The 20,603-nt window shown below is 66.5% G+C and carries 23 protein-coding genes; 13 read left to right on the top strand and 10 right to left on the bottom strand.

The window, feature by feature from the left end:
* Positions 1 to 3: 3 nt before the first annotated feature.
* The 6 genes from EYZ64_RS09415 to EYZ64_RS09390 form a co-directional block, all read right to left on the bottom strand.
* The gene (locus EYZ64_RS09415) at positions 4 to 813 is read right to left on the bottom strand and encodes a biotin--[acetyl-CoA-carboxylase] ligase (RefSeq protein WP_135453201.1); all 810 of its coding nucleotides are present in this window, start codon (positions 811 to 813) and stop codon (positions 4 to 6) included.
* A 31-nt stretch (positions 814 to 844) separates the two neighbouring features.
* Positions 845 to 1,954 (bottom strand): 3-ketosteroid-9-alpha-monooxygenase, oxygenase component, encoded by a 1,110-nt coding sequence (locus EYZ64_RS09410; protein WP_135453200.1) that lies wholly within the window; start codon positions 1,952 to 1,954, stop codon positions 845 to 847.
* Positions 1,947 to 3,506, bottom strand: coding sequence for an FAD-binding protein (locus EYZ64_RS09405; RefSeq protein WP_135453199.1), 1,560 nt, complete (start codon positions 3,504 to 3,506; stop codon positions 1,947 to 1,949). Before EYZ64_RS09405 ends, EYZ64_RS09410 begins: the two co-directional genes overlap by 8 nt.
* Positions 3,503 to 5,176, bottom strand: a complete 1,674-nt coding sequence (gene casI, locus EYZ64_RS09400; protein ID WP_135453198.1) for a steroid-22-oyl-CoA synthetase — start codon at positions 5,174 to 5,176, stop codon at positions 3,503 to 3,505. The genes EYZ64_RS09405 and casI overlap by 4 nt, the downstream gene beginning before the upstream one ends.
* Complete coding sequence (locus tag EYZ64_RS09395; RefSeq protein WP_135453197.1) at positions 5,169 to 5,732, bottom strand: nuclear transport factor 2 family protein; 564 nt, start codon at positions 5,730 to 5,732, stop codon at positions 5,169 to 5,171. Before EYZ64_RS09395 ends, casI begins: the two co-directional genes overlap by 8 nt.
* A 194-nt stretch (positions 5,733 to 5,926) precedes the next feature.
* Positions 5,927 to 7,069 (bottom strand): PucR family transcriptional regulator, encoded by a 1,143-nt coding sequence (locus tag EYZ64_RS09390; RefSeq protein WP_135453196.1) that lies wholly within the window; start codon positions 7,067 to 7,069, stop codon positions 5,927 to 5,929.
* 126 nt (positions 7,070 to 7,195) lie between these two features.
* Between EYZ64_RS09390 and EYZ64_RS09385 the strand changes: the two genes are divergently transcribed.
* From EYZ64_RS09385 to EYZ64_RS09350, 8 genes are all read left to right on the top strand, one after another.
* Positions 7,196 to 8,824, top strand: coding sequence for an acyl-CoA carboxylase subunit beta (locus EYZ64_RS09385; protein WP_135453195.1), 1,629 nt, complete (start codon positions 7,196 to 7,198; stop codon positions 8,822 to 8,824).
* Positions 8,821 to 9,099 carry an acyl-CoA carboxylase subunit epsilon gene (locus EYZ64_RS09380; protein WP_135453194.1) on the top strand — a complete coding sequence of 93 codons (279 nt, stop codon included), beginning with the start codon at positions 8,821 to 8,823 and terminating at the stop codon, positions 9,097 to 9,099. Before EYZ64_RS09385 ends, EYZ64_RS09380 begins: the two co-directional genes overlap by 4 nt.
* Positions 9,100 to 9,738, top strand: a complete 639-nt coding sequence (locus tag EYZ64_RS09375) for a Maf family protein (RefSeq protein WP_135453193.1) — start codon at positions 9,100 to 9,102, stop codon at positions 9,736 to 9,738. It abuts the gene before it with no gap.
* Between the two features lie 26 nt (positions 9,739 to 9,764).
* Positions 9,765 to 10,340: a hypothetical protein gene (locus EYZ64_RS09370; protein WP_135453192.1), complete on the top strand. Its 576-nt coding sequence runs from the start codon at positions 9,765 to 9,767 to the stop codon at positions 10,338 to 10,340.
* A complete protein-coding gene (locus EYZ64_RS09365; protein ID WP_135453191.1) occupies positions 10,340 to 11,740 on the top strand; it encodes a 9-bladed beta-propeller domain-containing protein in 1,401 nt (466 codons plus the stop codon). Before EYZ64_RS09370 ends, EYZ64_RS09365 begins: the two co-directional genes overlap by 1 nt.
* A 192-nt stretch (positions 11,741 to 11,932) precedes the next feature.
* Positions 11,933 to 12,160 (top strand): hypothetical protein, encoded by a 228-nt coding sequence (locus EYZ64_RS09360; protein ID WP_234927067.1) that lies wholly within the window; start codon positions 11,933 to 11,935, stop codon positions 12,158 to 12,160.
* Positions 12,161 to 12,236: 76 nt separating this feature from the next.
* On the top strand, positions 12,237 to 13,133 hold the full coding sequence (locus EYZ64_RS09355) for a sulfurtransferase (protein ID WP_135453190.1): 897 nt from the start codon (positions 12,237 to 12,239) through the stop codon (positions 13,131 to 13,133).
* Positions 13,130 to 13,549, top strand: coding sequence for a SufE family protein (locus EYZ64_RS09350; RefSeq protein ID WP_167857761.1), 420 nt, complete (start codon positions 13,130 to 13,132; stop codon positions 13,547 to 13,549). Before EYZ64_RS09355 ends, EYZ64_RS09350 begins: the two co-directional genes overlap by 4 nt.
* 8 nt (positions 13,550 to 13,557) lie before the next feature.
* Here EYZ64_RS09350 and EYZ64_RS09345 read toward each other — a convergent pair whose 3' ends face one another.
* Positions 13,558 to 14,274, bottom strand: a complete 717-nt coding sequence (locus EYZ64_RS09345; protein ID WP_135453189.1) for a DUF6199 family natural product biosynthesis protein — start codon at positions 14,272 to 14,274, stop codon at positions 13,558 to 13,560.
* A 201-nt stretch (positions 14,275 to 14,475) separates the two neighbouring features.
* On the opposite strand from EYZ64_RS09345, the gene EYZ64_RS09340 reads away from it, so the two are divergent.
* From EYZ64_RS09340 to EYZ64_RS09330, 3 genes are all read left to right on the top strand, one after another.
* Entirely contained in the window at positions 14,476 to 16,269 is a 1,794-nt protein-coding gene (locus EYZ64_RS09340) for an acetyl-CoA carboxylase biotin carboxylase subunit (RefSeq protein ID WP_135453188.1), read from the top strand.
* A gap of 87 nt (positions 16,270 to 16,356) precedes the next feature.
* A complete protein-coding gene (locus tag EYZ64_RS09335; RefSeq protein ID WP_135453187.1) occupies positions 16,357 to 16,689 on the top strand; it encodes a hypothetical protein in 333 nt (110 codons plus the stop codon).
* Positions 16,686 to 17,681, top strand: a complete 996-nt coding sequence (locus EYZ64_RS09330; RefSeq protein WP_135453186.1) for a malate dehydrogenase — start codon at positions 16,686 to 16,688, stop codon at positions 17,679 to 17,681. Before EYZ64_RS09335 ends, EYZ64_RS09330 begins: the two co-directional genes overlap by 4 nt.
* Before the next feature lie 3 nt (positions 17,682 to 17,684).
* On the opposite strand, the gene EYZ64_RS09325 is transcribed toward EYZ64_RS09330, so the two are convergent.
* Entirely contained in the window at positions 17,685 to 18,230 is a 546-nt protein-coding gene (locus EYZ64_RS09325; protein ID WP_135453185.1) for a nucleotidyltransferase family protein, read from the bottom strand.
* Positions 18,231 to 18,427: 197 nt separating this feature from the next.
* Between EYZ64_RS09325 and EYZ64_RS09320 the strand changes: the two genes are divergently transcribed.
* Positions 18,428 to 18,850, top strand: a complete 423-nt coding sequence (locus EYZ64_RS09320) for an STAS domain-containing protein (protein WP_135453184.1) — start codon at positions 18,428 to 18,430, stop codon at positions 18,848 to 18,850.
* Here the strand turns inward: EYZ64_RS09320 and EYZ64_RS09315 are convergent.
* Together EYZ64_RS09315 and EYZ64_RS09310 are read right to left on the bottom strand one after the other, a co-directional pair.
* Positions 18,821 to 19,543 (bottom strand): RNA polymerase sigma factor SigF, encoded by a 723-nt coding sequence (locus EYZ64_RS09315; RefSeq protein WP_286175270.1) that lies wholly within the window; start codon positions 19,541 to 19,543, stop codon positions 18,821 to 18,823. The genes EYZ64_RS09320 and EYZ64_RS09315 overlap by 30 nt on opposite strands.
* Positions 19,544 to 19,569: 26 nt before the next feature.
* Positions 19,570 to 20,004 carry an ATP-binding protein gene (locus tag EYZ64_RS09310; protein ID WP_135453182.1) on the bottom strand — a complete coding sequence of 145 codons (435 nt, stop codon included), beginning with the start codon at positions 20,002 to 20,004 and terminating at the stop codon, positions 19,570 to 19,572.
* Positions 20,005 to 20,219: 215 nt separating this feature from the next.
* On the opposite strand from EYZ64_RS09310, the gene EYZ64_RS09305 reads away from it, so the two are divergent.
* Positions 20,220 to 20,564, top strand: a complete 345-nt coding sequence (locus tag EYZ64_RS09305; RefSeq protein ID WP_135453181.1) for a hypothetical protein — start codon at positions 20,220 to 20,222, stop codon at positions 20,562 to 20,564.
* Positions 20,565 to 20,603 lie beyond the last annotated feature (39 nt).

Genomic DNA, 20,603 nt, shown 5'->3' with positions numbered 1-20,603 from the left:
ACTCTACGGCTCGTCGGGGCGCAGGTGCGTGATGTCGCCTGCCGACACCGTGACCCGTTCGGTCCCGGTGTCGATGATCAGCCGCCCGAGCTCGTCGACGTCGACAGCCGTGCCCACCAACGTGTTGTCCCCCGGCAGGATCGCGCGGACCCTACTGCCGATGGTGACACTGCGTGCGCGGTAATCGGCGGCCAGCTTCGGATCGGAATTGCGCCAGCCGGCGAATCGGGCGGCCAGATGCCGGAGCAACGCCTGAGCCAGCGGGTTGCGGTCCACTGTGCCCGCGCCGAGCTGCGACAGTGAGGTGGCACGCGGGTCCGGGGCCTCGTCCGAGGTCATGGTCACGTTCAGGCCGAGCCCGACGACGACGACCGGCGCCGGCGATGCCACCTCTGCGAGGATGCCGGCCAGCTTTCCCCCACCGGGGCCGACCAGGACGTCGTTCGGCCATTTCAGGCCGACGCGCACGCCCGTGACCTCGGCAACGGCGTCGACGACGGCGACGCCGGTGGCCAGAGGCAGCCATCCCCAGATATCCGCGGGTGCCCCTGACGCGTCGACCCCGACCGACAACGCCAACTGCGACCGCGGCGGCGCCGACCACTGCCTGCCATGCCTGCCGCGCCCGGCGTTCTGGTACTCGGCCAACAACACCGCGCCGGCGATCTGTTCACCGGCGGCCGCGCGTGCCAGCAGGTCGGCGTTGGTGGATCCGGTTTCGTCGACGATGTCGAGTCGGTGCCAGGGCGCGCCCAACGATCCCCGCAAGGCGGCGACATCGAGCGGTGGGCGGTTCGGCTGACGATCATCCATGGGCCGTCAGCTTATTCGCATCGGTGACGGGCTACCGCTTGGCCATATTCTCGGCAACCTCCTGATGCCAGAGTTCATTGGCGTGCGTGGTGTCGACCTCTTGCTCGAAGCGATCGGTCATGTCGGGCGTGACATCGGCGACGTCGACGTAGAACTGCTCATACCACCGGCGATGGTGGTAGACCGGACCGTCCTCCTCGGTCAGCAACGGATTGTCGATCCGGGCCTTGTGCTTCCAGATCTCGACGTCCTCCATGAAGCCGTCGCCGAAGGTCCGGCTCATCGTGGCTGCGAGCTTCTCGGCCTTGTCCGCCGACAGCGCGGGATTCTGCTGGACCGCGACACCCCACTGCAGCACGAAAGAGTTGTGCGTGACCGGGTAGTGGCAGTTGATCAGGGCGATCTCGACGGTGAAGTCCGGGGCAAGATCGTTGTGCAGCCAGTTGATCATGTACGCCGGGCCGAAATACGTTGCCTCCGAACGCAGGTAGGTGCCGTCCCAGAGTTCCCTGGTGGCGTAGTCCGGACGCGGCTTGGACTCCATGAACTGGCTCGCGGTGTGGCCCTCGATGACGTTCTTGAAGTACGTCGGGTAGGCGTGGTGGATGTAGAAGAAGTGGGCCATGTCGACGTTGTTGTCGACGATCTCGCGGCAGTGCGACCCCTCGATCAGGATCGAATTCCATTGCCACGGCGACCAGATGCCGTCCTCGTAGCCCTCGATCGTGGGCGGGATCAGCTCAGCGGACCCGGTCGAGCCTTCCGGGTCGTGCCAGACCAGCAGCTGACCGTTGACCTCACGGGTGTCCCATTTGCGGGTGCGCGCCAGCCGCGGGGTGCGCTTCGCGTAGGGCACTAGCTTGCACTTTCCGTCGCCGCCCCAGCGCCAGTCGTGGAACGGGCAGGCCAGGTTGTCGTCCTTGACTGATCCCATGGACAGGTCGCCGCCCATGTGCCGGCAGTAGGAATCGAGCACATGCAGTTCGCCGGCGGAGTCGGCATAGACGACGAGCTTGGTGCCGAAGGCTTCGATGCCGTGCGGCTGCCCGTCACGGAACGTTTCAGCGAGCCCGACGCAGTGCCAGCCGCGGGCGAACCGCGTCATCTCCGCGCCGGTGTCGATTTCCCGGATGTCACTCATGAGAGCCTCCCACGTCCCTGCCTAGCATGTCTTTGACCGCCAGGTGGCTGAACAGCATGCTGGTTCCGATCGGATTTCCGCCGCCCGGATAGGCCGTGCCGCTGGGGGCGGCCATGGTGTTGCCCGCGGCATACAGACCGGTGATGACCTGACCGTCGGTGTCGAGTACCCGGGCCGCGATGTCGGTACGCAACCCGCCTTTGGTGCCGAGATCGGAGATGCCGAACGCGGCGGCGTGGAAGGGCCCCTTCTCGATCGGGACCAACGGTGACGCGCCGCCGGAGAAGGCCCGGTCGTACGCCTCGTCGCCGCGGCCGAAATCCTCGTCCGATCCGGCGGCGACGAAGGTGTTGAAGCGCGCCACGGTGGCGGCCAGGTTCGCGGCGGGGACGCCGATCTTGGCGGCCAGCTCCTCGAGGGTGTCGGCGGTGTGCCACAACCCGGCGTCGATGTAGCGCTGGGTGTCGACCATCGAGACATTCGTGGCCTTGACCGGGGGAACCTCGCCTTCCCGGTCGTCGTAGATCATCCAGTACGGCAACGTCATCGAACCGTCGGCCAGTCGCGGCAGGATCGCGCGGCCGATGCGGTCGTAGGCCGCCGACTCGTTGACGAAGCGCTGTCCGTTCTGGTCGACGAAGATGCCGCCGGTGAACCAGAGCGCGAACGCCGAGCGTCCGTCGGGATGCGTCAGGCCCGGCGACCACCAGGCCTGCTCCATCAGGTCGACGTCGGCGCCGACGGCCATCGCGGCCCGATGCGCGTGGCCCACATTCGCCGGCGGTCCCATGGTGTCGCGGGCGACACCCGGTACACCGTGTTCACGGCGCAGTTCGTCGTTGCCTTCGAAACCGCCGGCGGCGAGCAGCACGCCGCGGCGGGCCCGGATGGCCTGTCGCTCACCGTCGGTTTCGACGATCGCGCCGGTCACGGTCCCATCCTCGACGACCAACTCCACCAGCGGGGCATTGAGTCGAAGCGACGCATTCGGGTACTGCTCAATGGCTTTCAGGAACCGGGCGATCAGGGCCCGGCCGCCGATGAAGTAGTCATCGGGCTGCTCGGCGCCGAGGCGGTCGGCATCGAGCGGGCCGCGCACCAGCTCGCGCAGGTGCGGGGCCTTCTCCACCTTGAGGGGCCGGGCCGCGATGTGGCGTTGACCGTCGGTCCTGGCCTTGGGCGCCTTGCCGAAATAGTCGGGCCACGGCATCGGCGCGAACTTCAGATTGTCATCGGCCTCGAGGTATTCGATCAGTCCGGCGCCGCCGCGGACATAGGTGTCCTGCAGCTCCCGCGGGGTCCGGTCGCCGACGACGGCGTGGTAGTACTCGAGCGCGTCCTCGATGGTGTCGTCGGTGCCGGCCCGCTTGAGCACCGGGTTGCACGGGAACCACACCCCGCCGCCACCGGAATACGCTGTGGTGCCACCGAATTTATCGCTGGCCTCAACCAGGATCACCGACAGTCCCTCGCGTGCTGCGGTGTAGGCGCCGGCCACGCCGCCACCGCCGGACCCGGCGATCAGGACGTCACACTCGTCGGCCCATTTCATAGGTAACGCTGCCTCCCGTACTGCGCGAACTCTGCGTCCAGCGACTGTTTGTCATCGTCGCCCATGGCCTGATACCGGGGCATGCCGCGTCCCGCCCACCGGTACACCACCTCGTCGGTGTGCCAGCGCTCCTGCTGCAGTTCACGTTTGAGCACCTTGTTGGACCCGGTGACCGGCAGGTTCTTCGACACCCGCAGGAACCGCGGAATTCCCTTGGTTCCCAGGTCATCCTGGTCGGCCAGGTAGGACACGAATGTCGAGGCGTCGAAGTCGTCGGGGTCGGCCACCTCGATCGCGGCCATCACCTGATCGCCCGAACGCGGATCGGGCACCGCGTACACACCGGCTGCCACCACCTCCGGGTGGCGGCGCAGGACCCGCTCGATGTTGAGCGCCGAGGTGTTCTCACCGTCCACCCGGATCCAGTCGCCGCGCCTGCCGGCGAAGTAGATGAACCCGTCTTCGTCGAGGTAGCCGAGATCCCCTGTCCAGTACCAGCCGTTGCGGATGCGTTCGGCGTTGGCCTCGTCGTTCTTGTAGTAGCCCTCGAACGTGCGGGTGCCGAACTTGTCGACGATCTCCCCTACGGCGTCGTCGGGGTTGAGGACGCGGCCGTGCTCGTCGACAACCGCTGGGACACAGTCGTTCAGCGATTCGGGGTCGACGATCGCCACCCCTTGATGCGCGGGCCGGCCGAGCGCGCCGGCAGGCATGTCGGGGGCGAGCACCACTGCCCCGCCACCTTCGCTCGATCCGTAGCCCTCGAACAGTTCGGCACCGAAGCGACGACGGAACTCGTTCTGGTCATCGGGCGACGCCTCGGTGCCGAAACCGCGGACCAACGGGTTCTCGGCATCGTCGGGTTGTTCGGCGGTGGCCATCAGGTAGCCGAGCGCCTTGCCCACGTAGGTGAAGAACGTCGCGCCGAAATACCGCACGTCCGGTAGGAATCCGGAGGCCGAGAACGCGGGCGTGAGACACACCGTCGCACCCACCGACAGCGCCGGCGCCCACAGCGCCATGATCGCGTTGCCGTGGAACAGCGGCATGCAGCAGTACTCCACGTCTTCGCGCGCATGGCCGAACTTCTCCGCGGCCGCGTAGGCGATCCGGGCCAACCGGCCCTGGCTGCAGATGACGGCCTTGGAGGCACCCGTCGTCCCCGAGGTGAACAGCAGCAGCATCCGCGAGTCCTCGCCGACGCCCGGTGCCAACGCCGGGGTGACCCGAAGCGCGTCGACCGCCTCGCGGTACCCGGGAGAGTCGACCACGAGGAACCGATCGGGTTCCAGGCCGAGGTCCAGGCCACGCAGTCGCTCGGCACCTGCGGTATCGGTGACGATCAATTGGCAATCGGCATGGCGGATTTCGGCCGCCATCTCAGCGGCGCCACGGGTCGGGTTGATCCCCACGATGGTCGCGCCGACGAGTGCGGCACCGCCCAACCAGAACAGGAAGTCCGGCACGTTGTCCAGCAGGACGCCGATGTGAAAGGGGCCTTCAATTGGGCATGAGCCGCGGAGCTCCGTCGCGTACGCCCCGCGCGCGGCGGACTCCGCGACCACTTCGTCCCAGGTCCAGTCGCGGTCGCGGGTGCGCAGGCCGAGATGCTGATCGCCGACCCGGTCGAGCAGCATCTGGCCGATCGAGTCACGCACTGGGTCAGGCATGAGCTTCGGCGGCGGCGCGCTTCTGGTCGATGTACTTCTGCGGCAAGTCTTCCTGGCTCAGCCTGGTCACGCTGACCGGGCCGGTCTGGTAGGCGTCCTCACCGACGATCAGGCCGTCGGCGTCGATCGGCCAGTTGATCAGCTGACGGAACAGCAGCAGGTAGTCGCCGTCCGGATCGTCCACCTCGACGCCGATCGCCTGGGCGGCCGCACCCGGATAGATCATCTTCATCCAGCCTTCGGTCATCACCAGATCATCGTCGACGGCAAGGCGATCGATCTCGAAAACGAGGTGGTTGGCGCCGCTGGCCATGAATGCCTCGTAATAGGCGCGCACCCCCTCAGTGGTCTTGGGGCCCATATCGGAATTGGCGTACCAGAAGTGGTAGTCCGGATTGGGGCTCAGAGTCGCCATGAGCCGTTCCATATCGGGCTCGGCCTCGGCCTTCATGTGCTCGAGAACGACGCTGAGCACCTGACGGTGCCGCTCGTTGGTGGTGACGGCGAGACGTTCTTCCACGGGGACCCAGGTCTTGGTCGGATCGATGATGGCCATATCGGCCTCCTTGCTTGTTTGGGCTGCATCGCAATCTTGGCCAATGCCGTGATGCCCGTCACCCGCCATACGTCGGCCGATTTCGCCAATTCATCCGACAGTTGTCGGTCGGGTGCGGGCACCGGACGCCGAGACTGAACTGAGGGACAAAAAAGGGCCCACATTTGTCCCTGGCTTCAGTTTCGATGCGTCCACTAGAGCAGGTCCGCATCGGCCAGTTCCGCCGACGAGATCGCGATCCGCCGGACCATGAGGACCAGGGTGCCCAGAAAGCGGTCGACGGGATCCTCGAAATACCACCCCATCGCGGCCTGCACCCGCGCCAGCCGGGCCGCGACCGTGCTGTGGTGCACGTGCATTTCGGCGGCCGTCCGCCGCAGCGAGCCGTAGACGAAGAACGCCTCGGTGGTCTGCACATCGAGATCCCCGGCAGGCGTTGACGCAATCTCGTTGATACGGGCCACATCTCGATTACGTCGCACCCGGTCGATCGGAAGGTCGGCCAGCAGTTCCAGCGAGCTCAGCCGCTCATAGGCCACCACGCGCCTGCCGAATCCGGTCGACGACGCGAACCGCAGTGCGCGTACGGCCTCGTGCCATGAGGTCGAGGCACTGAATGCGCTGCCCACCGATCCGATTCCGATCCAAGGGCCCGACGCCGTGCCGATGTTCACCACGGCCGGAAACTGTTCGACGATGAGGCGCTCCAGACGATCCGAGAGCTCCCTCATGTCGAACGATCCCTGGCACACGATGGCCGTCGCGTTGCCGATCACCGCCGACCGCACCGTCGGCGCGGCCAGTTCACCGGTGATGAGGCGCACCGTCTCCCGCGGCGAATGCCCCGATGCCGCCAGCACGCACGTCGGCCTGGTCTCGTCGAGCCCCAACAACCGGATCGCCCGGGCACGGTCCTCGCGATGTTCCTTGGCCGACAGCACGACCTCGAGCAGCGCGGGATCACCCAGATGCGGAGTGCCGCTCACCCCGGTCCGCGCCGCGACCCGGCCCACCAGTCGTCGCAGCCGGTCGAGCAGCACCTCGTCCAACGGGTGCCCGGATCCGTCGCGTTCCACCCAGACGACCGTCTCGTGCTGATCCGATGCCCCCGCGGCCCCGTCTTCGATCGGATCGAGGTGTCCGGACGCGTCATAACGGACGACGGTGCCGCCCGGCCAACGGACACCCACGGGGCACCCGGCGATCAGTGCGGCAAACCGTATGGCCGCGTCGGCATTGGCCTCCTGCTCCTCCAGCGCGTCGAACTGCGCGACGAGCCGCAGCACCGATGCGGGATCGGTGCCCAGTTCGGACAGCACAAGCGGCCCGGTGGTCATGGTCGAGAGCGTAGGCCCACGGCCCGCTGCGGCGGCAGGCCACAGCACACAACGCCCACCGCAGTGACGCGCGCCACGTCCACCTCTCTTAGACCAGTCTTAGGGTTACCGATAACATCGTGACTCATGACGAGCGTTACCGAGCCGTCCGCCGAGCACCAGGTGGACATCCACACCACTGCAGGCAAGCTGGCCGATCTGAAGAGGCGGGCCGAGGAGACGCTGCATCCCGTCGGCGAAGCTGCCGTGGACAAGGTGCACGCCAAGGGCAAGCTGACCGCCCGCGAGCGCATTCTTGCCCTGCTCGATGAGGGGTCGTTCGTCGAACTCGACGCGCTCGCCAAGCATCGCAGCACCAACTTCGGCCTGGAGAGCAACCGGCCGCTGGGCGACGGCGTGATCACCGGCTACGGCACCATCGACGGCCGCGACGTCTGCATCTTCAGCCAGGACGCCACCGTGTTCGGCGGCAGCCTCGGTGAGGTCTACGGCGAGAAGATCGTCAAGGTCCAGGAGCTGGCCATCAAGACCGGCCGTCCGCTGATCGGCATCAACGACGGCGCCGGCGCCCGCATCCAGGAGGGTGTGGTCTCCCTCGGCCTGTACAGCCGGATCTTCCACAACAACATCAAGGCCTCGGGTGTCATCCCGCAGATCTCGCTGATCATGGGCGCCGCGGCCGGTGGCCACGTGTACTCCCCCGCGCTGACCGACTTCATCGTCATGGTCGACCAGACCAGTCAGATGTTCATCACCGGGCCTGACGTCATCAAGACGGTCACCGGCGAGGACGTCACCATGGAGGAGCTGGGCGGCGCCCACACCCACATGGCCAAGTCCGGCACCGCGCACTACGTCGCCTCCGGCGAGCAGGACGCCTTCGAGTACGTCCGCGATCTCCTGAGCTTCCTGCCCCCGAACAACTACGCCGAGCCGCCGCATTACCCGGTGGCCGCGGCGCAGGGCTCGATCGAGGAGACCCTGACCGACGAGGACATCGAGCTCGACACGCTGATCCCGGATTCCCCGAATCAGCCGTACGACATGCACGAGGTCATCACCCGCCTCCTCGATGACGATGAGTTCCTCGAGGTGCAGGCCGGGTATGCCGGCAACATCCTGATCGGCTTCGGCCGGGTCGACGGCCGCCCGGTGGGCATCGTGGCCAACCAGCCGACCCAGTTCGCCGGCTGCCTCGACATCAACGCCTCGGAGAAGGCCGCCCGGTTCATCCGGACCTGCGATTGCTTCAACATCCCGATCGTCCTGCTGGTCGACGTTCCCGGCTTCCTGCCCGGCACCGACCAGGAGTACAACGGCATCATCCGGCGCGGCGCCAAGCTTCTCTACGCCTATGGTGAGGCCACGGTCGCCAAGGTCACCGTCATCACCCGCAAGTCCTACGGCGGCGCGTACTGCGTGATGGGTTCCAAGGACATGGGCGCCGATGTCGTGGTGGCCTGGCCGACGGCTCAGATCGCCGTGATGGGCGCCTCGGGCGCGGTGGGCTTCGTGTACCGCTCCGAACTGCGGGACGCAGCCAAGAACGGCGAGGATGTCGACGCGCTGCGCCTGGAGCTGCAGCAGACCTACGAGGACACTCTGGTCAACCCCTACATCGCCGCTGAGCGCGGTTACGTCGACGCGGTCATCCCCCCGTCGCACACCCGTGGCTACGTGGCCAACGCCCTGCGGCTGCTGGAGCGCAAGATCATCCAGATGCCGCCGAAGAAGCACGGGAACATCCCACTGTGAGCGGGGCGAGCGAGGGAACCGTGGCGGAGCAGGCCGACGTCGCCGCCGACGAGGGCAAGGCGGACCACCAGGCACACATCAAGGTGCTGCGCGGTCAGCCCACCGACGAGGAGATGGCCGCGCTGATGGCCATCCTCGGCACCGCCGGTGGCGGCGTCGAAGGCCCCGTGGTGCGCGACCGCAACCTGTGGGGGCATCCGGTGGACAAGCTGCGCTACTCGATCTTCAGCTGGCAGCGCATCACGCTGTGGGAGCGCACCCACATGCGGCGCTAGATGACCCGGGTCGTTCTGGGTTCGGCATCGACGGGCCGGCTTGGCGTTCTACGCCAGGCCGGCCTCGATCCGTTGGTGGTGGTGTCCGGTGTCGACGAGGACGCCGTCCTCGTGTCGTTGGCCGACGCCCCACCCGAGCAGGTGGTGAGCGCACTGGCCGCCGCCAAGGCCGACGAGGTGTTCACCCATCTGCCGCCGGCGATCGCCGGAGACTGTGTCGTCATCGGCTGCGACTCGATGCTGCTTCTCGACGGGCAGCTGTGCGGCAAGCCAAAAGACGTCGATACCGCACGGCGGCAATGGCAGGCGATGTCGGGCCGGACTGCTCAGCTGCATTCGGGCCACGCGGTGCTTGTCGTGCGTGACGGAGCCGTCACCCATCGCATCGCCGATACCGGTATCACCGCAGTGCATTTCGGCTCACCGACCGACGCCGACCTGGACGCGTATCTCGAAAGCGGCGAACCGCTCGGTGTCGCAGGCGGTTTCACGATCGACGGGCTGGGTGGCTGGTTCATCGACGGCATCGACGGCGATCCGTCCAATGTGATCGGCCTGAGTCTGCCACTGCTGCGCCGGATGCTTGCCGCGGCCGGGGTGTCGATCGCCGATCTGTGGAAAAGTTCTGCGCAAGACTGATCGTTCGCCCACTTACGATGGCAGTCGTGCCAGCTTGGGTGGGGACCGCGCGACGTGGGCTGGTCGCTGTGATCGCCGCCGCGGTGATGACAATCGGCATTCCCGCGGCTCACGCGTATCCCCCCGGGTTTCCTGACCTCGACAAGTTCGTGGCAGTCGATGCCGGGCCGTTCACGCACAGCTATGACTACGGCCGGGGCGGCAAGGGCAGCACCGTGTCGTTCGGCACTCCCGATGGGGTGTACTGCAATTGGCAGCAGTCGAACGATGTCGTCAAGCACCCGGAAATCAACTGCATCGGCAATGTCCCCGGTGTTCCTTCTCATGTCGTCGACCGCGACGAACCAGGATGCACCGAAGTGCGATTCCAGGGCGACTGGGTAGGTGGGGCCGACACGTACGGATTTCTCCACAGCTATGCGAGCAGTGGCAGTTGCCCGAAAGCGGATGTCGCCCGGCCATCCACCGTGCTCAAGCCAGGCCAGAAACTGACCTCGTCGAACATCACGTGTGCGGTCGCAGAGGGCAATGTGACCGCATGTATCGATCCGGTCGTCAACCGTGGGTTCATGTTGACCCCGGCGGGAAGCTGGACGTTCTGATGTCGCGGCGGCGCGGGTTGTGGCTGGTCGTCGGCACGTTCGTGGCCGTGGTGGTCGTGGCCATTGCGGCCGGCCTCGCCGTACCGAAAATCCAGGGACACACCGACTCGATCATCACCACCCCTCCCACGAAAACCAATGATGTACCGAAGGTTTCGCGGGCTGCGCCCGCGGACGAGCCGGGTCAACTCGTGGCCTTCGGGCTCGATCGCGCGCTGGTTCCCGGATGGCAGGTCACCGCCGGATCACTGGGCCTGCCCGCAGACACCTCGATCGGTGGCCGCCCATTCGCCACCCGTGGGCATTTCGCGTACTTCCTCGCGGACTGCGCCGAGAACTGCACTGCCAAAACCTGGCTGTTCGGGATCGATACCCACTCGGGCGAAGCGCTTTTCGCGCCGGTGGAATTGCCAGATTTTCCCGGCAGCAGGTTCGGGACCTGCATGCGCAACGGTCCGGCGAGGGCCCTGTGCCTGCCGTACGGACAAGGCCATGACGGCAAGACCGGAGTGACAGTGGTCGATCTTGACCGGGGTGCGGTCAGCTTCACCGGCGATGCCGAATTCGATGGTGGCTTCGACGGTGTGGTGGCGACGGCCGCCGTGGGCGGACACCCCATCTGGCTTGCCGCGAGCGCTCCCGGCGAGGGACTGCGCGGCATCGGGGAGCACGCCGAGTTGACGTGGTTCGTGCCAGGCGATGGAGCGGAACCCAACAAGCCGCAATCGAGCGGCACCTCGGCGACAGTGGCGGTACAGCTGGCGAGTACGAAAGACCCGGCATACCGCGTGTTCTCGGTGTCCGACGGTCACGAACTCACCCCGACGCCACCTCCCGGCACCGCACTCAAGCGCGCGGTTACCTACCCGGCCGGCTTTGCCTACCAATTCGAGAGCGGTCCGACGGCTGGGGTGCTGTTCTACGACAACACCGGCCGATTGCTGGCCCGTCGAGAACTCACGGGTTACGGCGTCTACGCCATCGATTCCGTGCTGATCGCGATGGACCGGGACGTCTTTCGGGTTTTCCAGCCGGACGGAGGAGAAGTCGCGACGATCCCGGTCACGCGCAACACTCCATCGTCGTTCCGCAACGTGGGTTCGCAGCTGTACGTACCGATCTCGGACAAGCCGAATGACCATCGCTGGCAGCGTTGGGATCTGGCCACCGGGGCGAGCGGTCAGGCCTGCGGTGTGGACCTCGCAGACTACGTCGCAGGCAAGGCATCGGTCGTCCTGACAACCACGGACAGCCCCAACGGGATCAATCTCGTAGCCACCGATATGGCCACCTGTCGGGTCCTGTGGCGGCAGCCCGTCGACTACAACGGGGTTTTCCAGGTCGGTGACGCTCTGGTCGGGTACCGCTTCGATCAGCTCACCGGGCTGCGAGCACCGTAGAAGCACCCGAAAAGTTCGTTGTCACAACGCCTTCCACAGCGCCGATTCTCTTCGACTGAGGCCGGCCGACTCGATGTCGGCACCACCGTGGTGAATTCCACCGGCGCACAGTGACCAAATTGCAACCTTCTCAGAGGCGGCACGCCGCGCCGACGTCCCGAATAGTCTCAACTACGGGTTGACACTGGGCCGATGCCAGTCGAAGAAACAATGTGGGATGTTCGCGTAGCACGCGACTTCGAGACATGCGATCTGGAGCGGCTGCGCGCCGCATTCGCCGACATCATCTCCAAGCGCCTGTCGCCGGGTAAGCGACTGCTGCGTGTGGTGACCTGGTCTCAGAACGGCGGCTCGCTGTTCCGCGCCAACAATGGCGCCCGCCGCTTCGCCGTGGCCTACGAGGTGGCATTCACCGCCTAGGTGTCGATCAGCACCGGCCGTCGACCCGTCGACAGTGCCACGGCGCCAATATCCGGACCGACGGTACGCTCTTGGTGTGCCGCTGCCTGCTGATCCCAGCCCCACCCTTGCCGAGTACGCCCATCCGGAGCGCCTGGTCACTGCCGATTGGCTGGCCAGCAACCTGGGTCGGCCCGGTTTGGCCATCGTCGAGTCCGACGAGGATGTCCTTCTCTACGACACCGGCCACATCCCGGGCGCGGTCAAGATCGACTGGCATCTCGACCTCAATGACCCCAATGTGCGCGACTACATCAACGGTGAGCAGTTCGCCGAGCTGATGGACCGCAAGGGCATCAGCCGCGACGACACCGTCGTCATCTACGGCGACAAGAGCAACTGGTGGGCGGCCTACGCACTGTGGGTGTTCACCCTGTTCGGCCACCCTGACGTGCGCCTTCTCGACGGCGGGCGCGACCTGTGGGTTTCCCACGGTCGTGACACCACCCTTGAGGTGCCCACCCGGCAGTCCAGCGGCTACCCGGTGGTGGAGCGCAACGACGCCCCGATCCGCGCCTACCGGAACGACGTGCTCGACATCCTCGGGAAGCAGCCGTTGATCGACGTCCGCTCACCCCAGGAATACACGGGCGAACGCACCCACATGCCCGACTACCCGGAGGAGGGCGCGCTTCGCGGCGGGCACATCCCCACCGCGAAGTCGATCCCGTGGGCCAAGGCAGCCAAGGACAGCGGTCAGTTCCGCACCCGCGCCGAACTCGAGGAGCTCTACAGCTTCCTCAACCCTGACGACGAGACGGTGGTGTACTGCCGGATCGGTGAGCGCTCCAGCCACACCTGGTTCGTGCTGACCCACCTGCTCGGGCTGCCCGGTGTGCGCAACTACGACGGCTCATGGACCGAATGGGGCAACGCGGTTCGGGTCCCCGTGGCCGTCGGCCCGGATCCAGGTGACGCCCCGAGCGCCTCATGAGTTCGATGCCGGACTCCCTGGCGGAGGTTGTCTCCGACTTCCAGGAGGTGACCGGCCAGGACAAGTTGCAGCTGTTGTTGGAGTTCGCCACCGAGTTGCCACCCTTGCCGACTCACCTCGAGGAAGCGGCCATGGAGCCGGTTCCGGAGTGTCAGTCCCCGCTGTTTCTGGACGTCGACGCGTCCGACCGGGAGAAGGTTCGGCTTTACTTCAGCGCTCCCCCGGAGGCCCCCACAACACGCGGGTTCGCGGCGATCCTGGCCACCGGCCTGGACGGCCAGTCCGCCGATGACATCCTGGCGGTGCCCGACGACTTCTACACCGCGCTGGGCCTGGCCGCGCTGATCAGCCCGCTGCGTCTACGCGGAATGTCGGCGATGCTGACGCGGATCAAGCGGCGGCTGCGCGCGGCCTGAGCGCGCGCTCAGGGGTCTGTCCGGAGTTCCTCAGAGAGTTTGGGGACGACGTTGCCCGGCGCCGCCGGCCGGATCTCGGTTCCGTTCCGATCGACGATGGCCGAGTCGGTGACGACCGGCAGTGCCACCGAACTGTCGACGAACCGTGACGTTTCGTGAACCTCACGACCGGCGCCAGGACGGCAGCCTTCGGACTTCGCGAGGTCGCCGAGTTCTTTGGGCGCCCAGATCAATTCGGGGTTCACGACCGGTGGCGCGTCCCACGCCGGACTCGGACCCGCCGAGGTGTAGCACGGGTAACTGTCCCTGTGGTTCATGTGGCTTATCGCCTCACGCACCGATTCGCCAGGCGCCAGGTAATACACCGTGATCGTCGCGCCGCGCTCCCTCTCCTCGGCGAAATAGCCGATCACCGGCAGCTGGCCGCGGTTCTCCGGCGCGGGGGCGACAAAGGCCGCCTCAGCCGCCTGCTGCTGCTCCTGCGCTTCGCGGCGGTTCTGCCGCTGGAAGTGACTGTGAATGGTCGACGCACCCAGAAACAGCGCCAGAAGGATCACGAAAACCCCGCCCGCCCGGGTCATCCCGTAGGCAGTGTCGCTCGGTTCGTTCGCCTCCGGATCCTTGAACTTCCACGACTGGGTGACCCACCAGATGCGCTTCGGTGAGGTCGCCATGGCCCCGCCCACCAACACGCCCACGACAATGACCAATATCCCCGCGCCCACGGGCCAACGGTAATAGCGTCGGACTGTCCCCCGAGACGGGAATTTCGCACGTCAGCAGGATCGATGTGTCCACCGACAGATTTCAGCCAAAACCTACTCATCGGTAACCGATACCGGATTGGGAAGCCTCAAGGTGCGGCGCATAAACTGCCCGCGATAGATTCTTAAAGACGTTTCTTAGAGAACTGCCGAGGAGGCACCGTGGCCAACCACGCCAGCTCAAAGATCTCCAAGGTGCTGGTCGCCAATCGCGGGGAGATCGCGGTCCGGGTGATCCGGGCCGCCAAAGACGCTGGACTTGCCAGCGTGGCCGTGTATGCCGAGCCGGACGCCGATGCACCGCACGTACGGCTCGCCGATGAAGCTTTCGCCCTGGGGGGTCAGACCTCAGCCGAGTCGTACCTGGTCTTCGAGAAGATCCTGGACGCCGCCGCGAAGTCCGGCGCCAACGCCATCCACCCGGGTTACGGCTTCCTGTCGGAGAACGCCGACTTCGCCCAGGCCGTGCTCGATGCCGGACTGATCTGGATCGGGCCGAGCCCGCAGTCGATCCGCGATCTCGGTGACAAGGTCACCGCGCGCCACATCGCGGCCAAGGCACAGGCACCGCTGGTGCCGGGCACCCCGGACCCGGTCAAGGATGCCGACGAGGTCGTCGCGTTCGCCGAGGAGTACGGCGTCCCCGTCGCGATCAAGGCCGCCTTCGGCGGTGGCGGTCGCGGCATGAAGGTCGCCCGCACCCTCGAAGAGATCCCCGAGCTGTTCGAGTCGGCGACCCGTGAGGCCGTCGCCGCGTTCGGCCGTGGTGAGTGCTTCGTCGAGCGCTACCTGGACAAGCCGCGCCACGTCGAGGCCCAGGTCATCGCTGACACCCACGGCAACGTCGTGGTCGCAGGCACCCGCGACTGCTCGCTGCAGCGCCGCTTCCAGAAGCTGGTCGAGGAGGCCCCGGCCCCCTTCCTGACCGACGCGCAGCGCAAGGAGATCCACGAGTCCGCCAAGCGCATCTGCAAGGAGGCCGGCTACTACGGTGCCGGCACCGTTGAGTACCTGGTCGGCCAGGACGGCCTGATCTCCTTCCTGGAGGTCAACACCCGTCTGCAGGTGGAACACCCGGTCACCGAGGAGACCTCGGGCATCGACCTGGTGCTGCAGCAGTTCAAGATCGCCAACGGCGAAGCCCTGGACATCACCGAGGATCCGACCCCGCGCGGCCACTCGTTCGAGTTCCGCATCAACGGTGAGGATGCCGGCCGCGGCTTCCTGCCCGCCCCCGGCCCGGTCACCAAGTTCGAGGCACCGACCGGCCCGGGCGTCCGCATGGACTCCGGTGTGGAGAGCGGCTCGGTCATCGGCGGCCAGTTCGACTCGATGCTGGCCAAGCTGATCGTCACCGGCGCCACCCGTGAAGAGGCCCTGGCCCGCTCACGTCGCGCCCTGGCTGAGTTCAACGTCGAGGGCCTGGCCACGGTCATCCCGTTCCACCGCGCCGTGACCGCCGACCCGGCCTTCATCGGTGACGGCGAGAAGTTCGACGTGCACACCCGCTGGATCGAGACCGAGTGGGACAACACCGTCGAGCCGTTCACCGGTGGCGATCCGATCGAGGAAGAGGACACCATTCCTCGCCAGACCGTGGTCGTCGAGGTCGGCGGACGTCGCCTCGAGGTGTCGCTGCCCGGTGACCTGGCGCTCGGTGGCGGCGGCGGCGCTGCCGCCGGTGTCGTCCGCAAGAAGCCCAAGGCCCGCAAGCGCGGTGGCGGCGGTGCCACCGCGGCCTCGGGTGACTCGGTGACCGCACCCATGCAGGGCACCGTGGTCAAGGTGGCCGTCGAAGAGGGTCAGGAAGTCGCCGCAGGCGATCTCGTGGTGGTGCTTGAGGCCATGAAGATGGAGAACCCGGTGACCGCCCACAAGGACGGCGTCATCACCGGCCTGTCCGTTGAGGCCGGTGCCGCCATCACCCAGGGCACCGTGATCGCCGAGATCAAGTAACGCCCAGTTCTTTCCGTCGAGGCCGTAGTCACCAGGTGACTACGGCCTCGCGGCGTTTCAGGCGGGCGCCTATGGAACGCTGGTCCTGTGGAACCTGTGGAGATCAACAACGGCCAGTGGTATCTGCGCGGACTGCGTGCCGACGACCGGGTCGACGACCGGCCCGCGCTCACCGACCTGGGCGAGGAGGACCTGGACTACGTTCACGACGCCGAGGACGGCTGGGCCGATGACACCCGGTACACGTGGGCGGTATGTGAACCGACCACCGGCGAGCTGCTCGCGGAGGTCATCCTCGATCCCGCCACCGGATTCCTGAGCAGTCGGGGCCGCCCCGGCTTCGAGGATGCCGCCGCGATCTCGGAGGACACCGTGCGGCGGTACGCGACGGAAATCCTCGGGCTGGAGGTGCACACGTGAGCACGCCCGCGAACCCCAAGGTCGTCACGGTGACCGGTGCGGCCGGCCAGATCGGCTATGCCGCGCTGTTCCGCATCGGGGCGGGCGCCCTGCTGGGACGTGACGTCCCGGTGAAGCTGCGCCTGCTGGAACTGCCCTCAGCGGTCCGTGCGGCCGAAGGCGTCGTCATGGAACTGGTCGACAGCGCCTTCGATGGGCTGGTCGACATCGAGATTCACGACGACCCGGTGCGGGCGTTCGACGGTGTCGACGTCGCGCTGCTGGTCGGGGCCAGGCCGCGCAGTAAAGGCATGGAACGTGCGGACCTGTTGGCGGCCAACGCCGCGATCTTCGCCGAGTCCGGCAAGGCCCTGAACGCCGGCGCGGCCAATGACGTGCGCATCGTCGTGGTCGGCAATCCGGCGAACACCAATGCACTGGTGGCCGCCGCGCACGCCCCCGACATCCCGGCGCAGCGTTTCACCGCGCTGACCCGGCTCGACCACAACCGGGCCGTCGCCGCCCTGGCCACCCACGCGGGTGCGCACGTCACCGACGTGTCCCGGGTGACCGTGTGGGGCAACCACTCCCCGACCATGTACCCCGACATCTTCCACGCGGTGGTCGACGGGCGGCCGGGCTCCGACTACGCATCAGACACCGACTGGCTGACCAACGACTTCATCCCGACCGTCGCCACCCGCGGTACCGCGATCATCGAGGCCCGGGGCACCTCGTCGGCGGCGTCGGCCGCCAACGCGGCCATCGACCATGTGCGGGACTGGGTGGACGGCACCGATCCCGATGACTGGACGTCGGTGGCACTGCCTTCTCCCGGTGTCTACGGGGTGCCCGAGGGGGTTGTCGCCTCGCTGCCGGTGCGCGCGGTCGACGGAGTTTGGGAGATCGTGGAGGGCCTGGAGATCAACGGCTTCTCCCGGGCCCGTATCGACGCGTCGGTGGCCGAACTGCTCGACGAGCGCCAGGCGGTCGAGCGGCTCGGCCTGCTCTAGCGGTCAGCGTTCGTCGATGTCGAGTCCGGTGGCCAGGTCACCGCATTCCACGGCGATGACGTCGTCGCGGCCGCCCAGGAACGCACGGGCCCCTTGGTCGCCGTGCAGCGTGGCTGCGAGGGCCGCCAGATGCCTGCGGGACACGACGACGGGGTGACCGGGGCGACCGTCGTAGCTGGCGCGTGCCAGGCCGGAGCCGGAGGCGCGCGCTGCGCCCAGGACCCGGGCCACGACCCCGGCCCCGACATCCGGGGTGTCGACGGTGTGCAGGACGACCCATTCGGCGTCGCCGACGGCCTCCAGCCCTTCGCGCACCGACGCGCTCATGCCATCGGCCCAGCGAGCGGCCACCACTGTGCGGGCGGGCGCAGGCACCTCGACCACGGCGGCACCGAGTACCACGATCACGTCATCGCAACCGCCGTCATCGAGTGCGATCACCGCCCGCGACAGCCAATCACCCTCTTCAGCAAGAACTTTCGGCATTCCGAAGCGGGTGCCCGCACCGGCGGCCAGCAGCACCCCGGCAATGGCGTTGGTGTTCGGCATGCGAAACAGTCTGACCTGGAACTATAAGAATCCACTCAGACAAATTGTTCGATGACCTTGATCGCGGTAGGGTCGTTGGCAGGTTGAGTTCACAGCCGCAGCGAGCGTCATCGACATACGCGCGGGAACTCGCATCATTGTCGATTGACGCCGCACCAACAGTACGAATACGTGTATTACGACTGATGGAGCTACCAATGACCGTCTTTTCGACGAGCGCACTGATAGACCAGACCGACGAATCGCCAGCCACATTCGCCACGCGCTGGCTGCCGCCGTCAACGGCGGTGATCAGCGCCCACGGCGAAATCGACGCCGTCAACGCAGCTGATTTCGCCGACTACGCGTTGCGGCACACCATCAAGGCCAAGCGGGTCGTGATCGACCTCACCAATGTCGAATTCTTCGGCACTGCAGGGTTTTCCGCCCTCATGGCCATCGGATTGCAGTGCTCGACGACCGATATCGACTGGGTGCTGGCGCCCAGCAGGGCCGTGAACCGGCTGCTGCGTATCTGCGACCCGGATTCGGCGCTGCGCACGTGCTACAGCGTGGCCGCGGCACTGTCCATGCTGAACGGCAAAACTCCGCTACTGCAGCTGGTCACGAAGTCGCGCTAGCGATTTCGCCAGCAGTCGCGATACATGCATCTGCGAGACACCGACACGCTCGGCGATCTGCGTCTGGGTCATGGATTCGAAGAATCGCAGCACCAGTACCGTTCGTTCCCGCTCAGGTAATTGAGCGAGCAACGGCCGCAACGTTTCTCGATCATCGATCTGATCCAGGCCGTCATCCACATCGCCGAGCGTGTCGACTATCGCCGGCGCGTCCTCGTCGCCCCCGCCGCCGCTGTCGATCGACAGTGTGTTGTACGAACTGCCCGCGACCAGTCCTTCGATCACCTCTTCGCGGTCCATGTCGAGTTCCGCGGCAAGCTCGGAGGCCGTCGGCGCCCGACCCAAGCGCTGGGACAGCTCCGCAGTCGCCGCGCCCAGGCGCAGGTGCAGTTCCTTGAGTCGCCGCGGTACCTTCACCGACCAGCTGTTATCCCGGAAGTGGCGCCGGACCTCCCCCATGATCGTCGGCACCGCGAACGACACGAAGTCCGATCCGGCCTCGACATCGAATCGGTTTACCGCGTTGACCAGGCCGACCCTGGCCACCTGGGTCAGGTCGTCACGCGGTTCACCGCGGCCGTCGAATCGGCGTGCGATGTGATCGGCGAGCGGCAGGCACCGCTCGACAATCCGCTCACGTTGGCGTTCGTAGGCCGACGAGTCCTCGGACAGTCCGCTGAGTTCGCGAAACATGTCGCGAACATCCGCATATTCGGACGTCACCGCAGCAGGCTCGCTCGCCTCGTCGTCAGGGTGATGCCGAATACGTGGCCGGTGTCGGGCCCGTCACCGTTGTTGAACGTCTTGACCTCGTCGGTCAGGGAACTCAACACGTGCCAGCTGAAGCTGCCCGGCTCGACCACCCCGGCGCCCGTGCAGGTGGTGGCGGCGGTGATCACCACCGTCTCATCACCCGGGTCGACGGTCAGCTGCAGGCTCGAATCCGGGACCGCGGCCCGGATCAGGGCGGTGCAGGCCTCGTCTACGGCCAGCCGCAGATCGGCGACGACGTCGAAATCAAGGTCCTCGAATGCTGCTACCGCAGCGACCAGTGTGCGCACTACGGCCAGGTTCTCCAACCTGGCAGCGACCCGAATCTCCACCGCCCGCTCCGTGCGGTGCGGCGGCCTGGGTTGGCCCTGTTCGTCGGCCATCTCACCTCCCGACATCTCGGATCGACAGTATCCCAAGCTGGGACCCCCGCCAGGGATGCCCATCGTTGCGTAACCCGAAACCTGTGATCAACGCGGGATTATCGACGCCATGGATCCGGACCTGCCGCCTCGTCGAGGAATCGCTGTTGGCCCAGATCACCTCGAAGTCGAGCTGCCACCCGTGCAGAAGTCCCGAAACTGGGTATGCGGACGCCATGACCGAATCACAGACTGTGCAGACACAGCACAACGGCCAGCGCCGGATGCGGATTTCGCTGACCTGGGTACTGGTCCTGTTGACAGTGCCCGCTGCCGTCGCGGTGTACCTGTACGGCATGGCTGCGGTGATGAGCATGGCCGGCTGCACCGGCGAGGGCTGTGCGACCAAGGGTCCAGGAGAATTCTGGTTCGGGATCCTGTTCTACGGCGCGCCCGTGGTGCCGGTGGTGACGATCGCCGTATCGATCTTCACCTCCCGGCTTCGGTACGGCATTCTCGTCCCACTGGCCGGATTAGCTTTGTTGGCGATCGATTTCGCCGTACTGGCACTCACCTTCTGAGCACCCACCGCACCACAAGACACGGACCCGGCCGCACCG

It is taken from the genome of Mycobacterium sp. DL99 (assembly GCF_004762045.1).
GTDB lineage: Bacteria > Actinomycetota > Actinomycetes > Mycobacteriales > Mycobacteriaceae > Mycobacterium.
The sequence above is the reverse complement of the archived record's forward strand: the minus strand, read 5'-3'. Positions and strand labels throughout refer to the sequence as shown.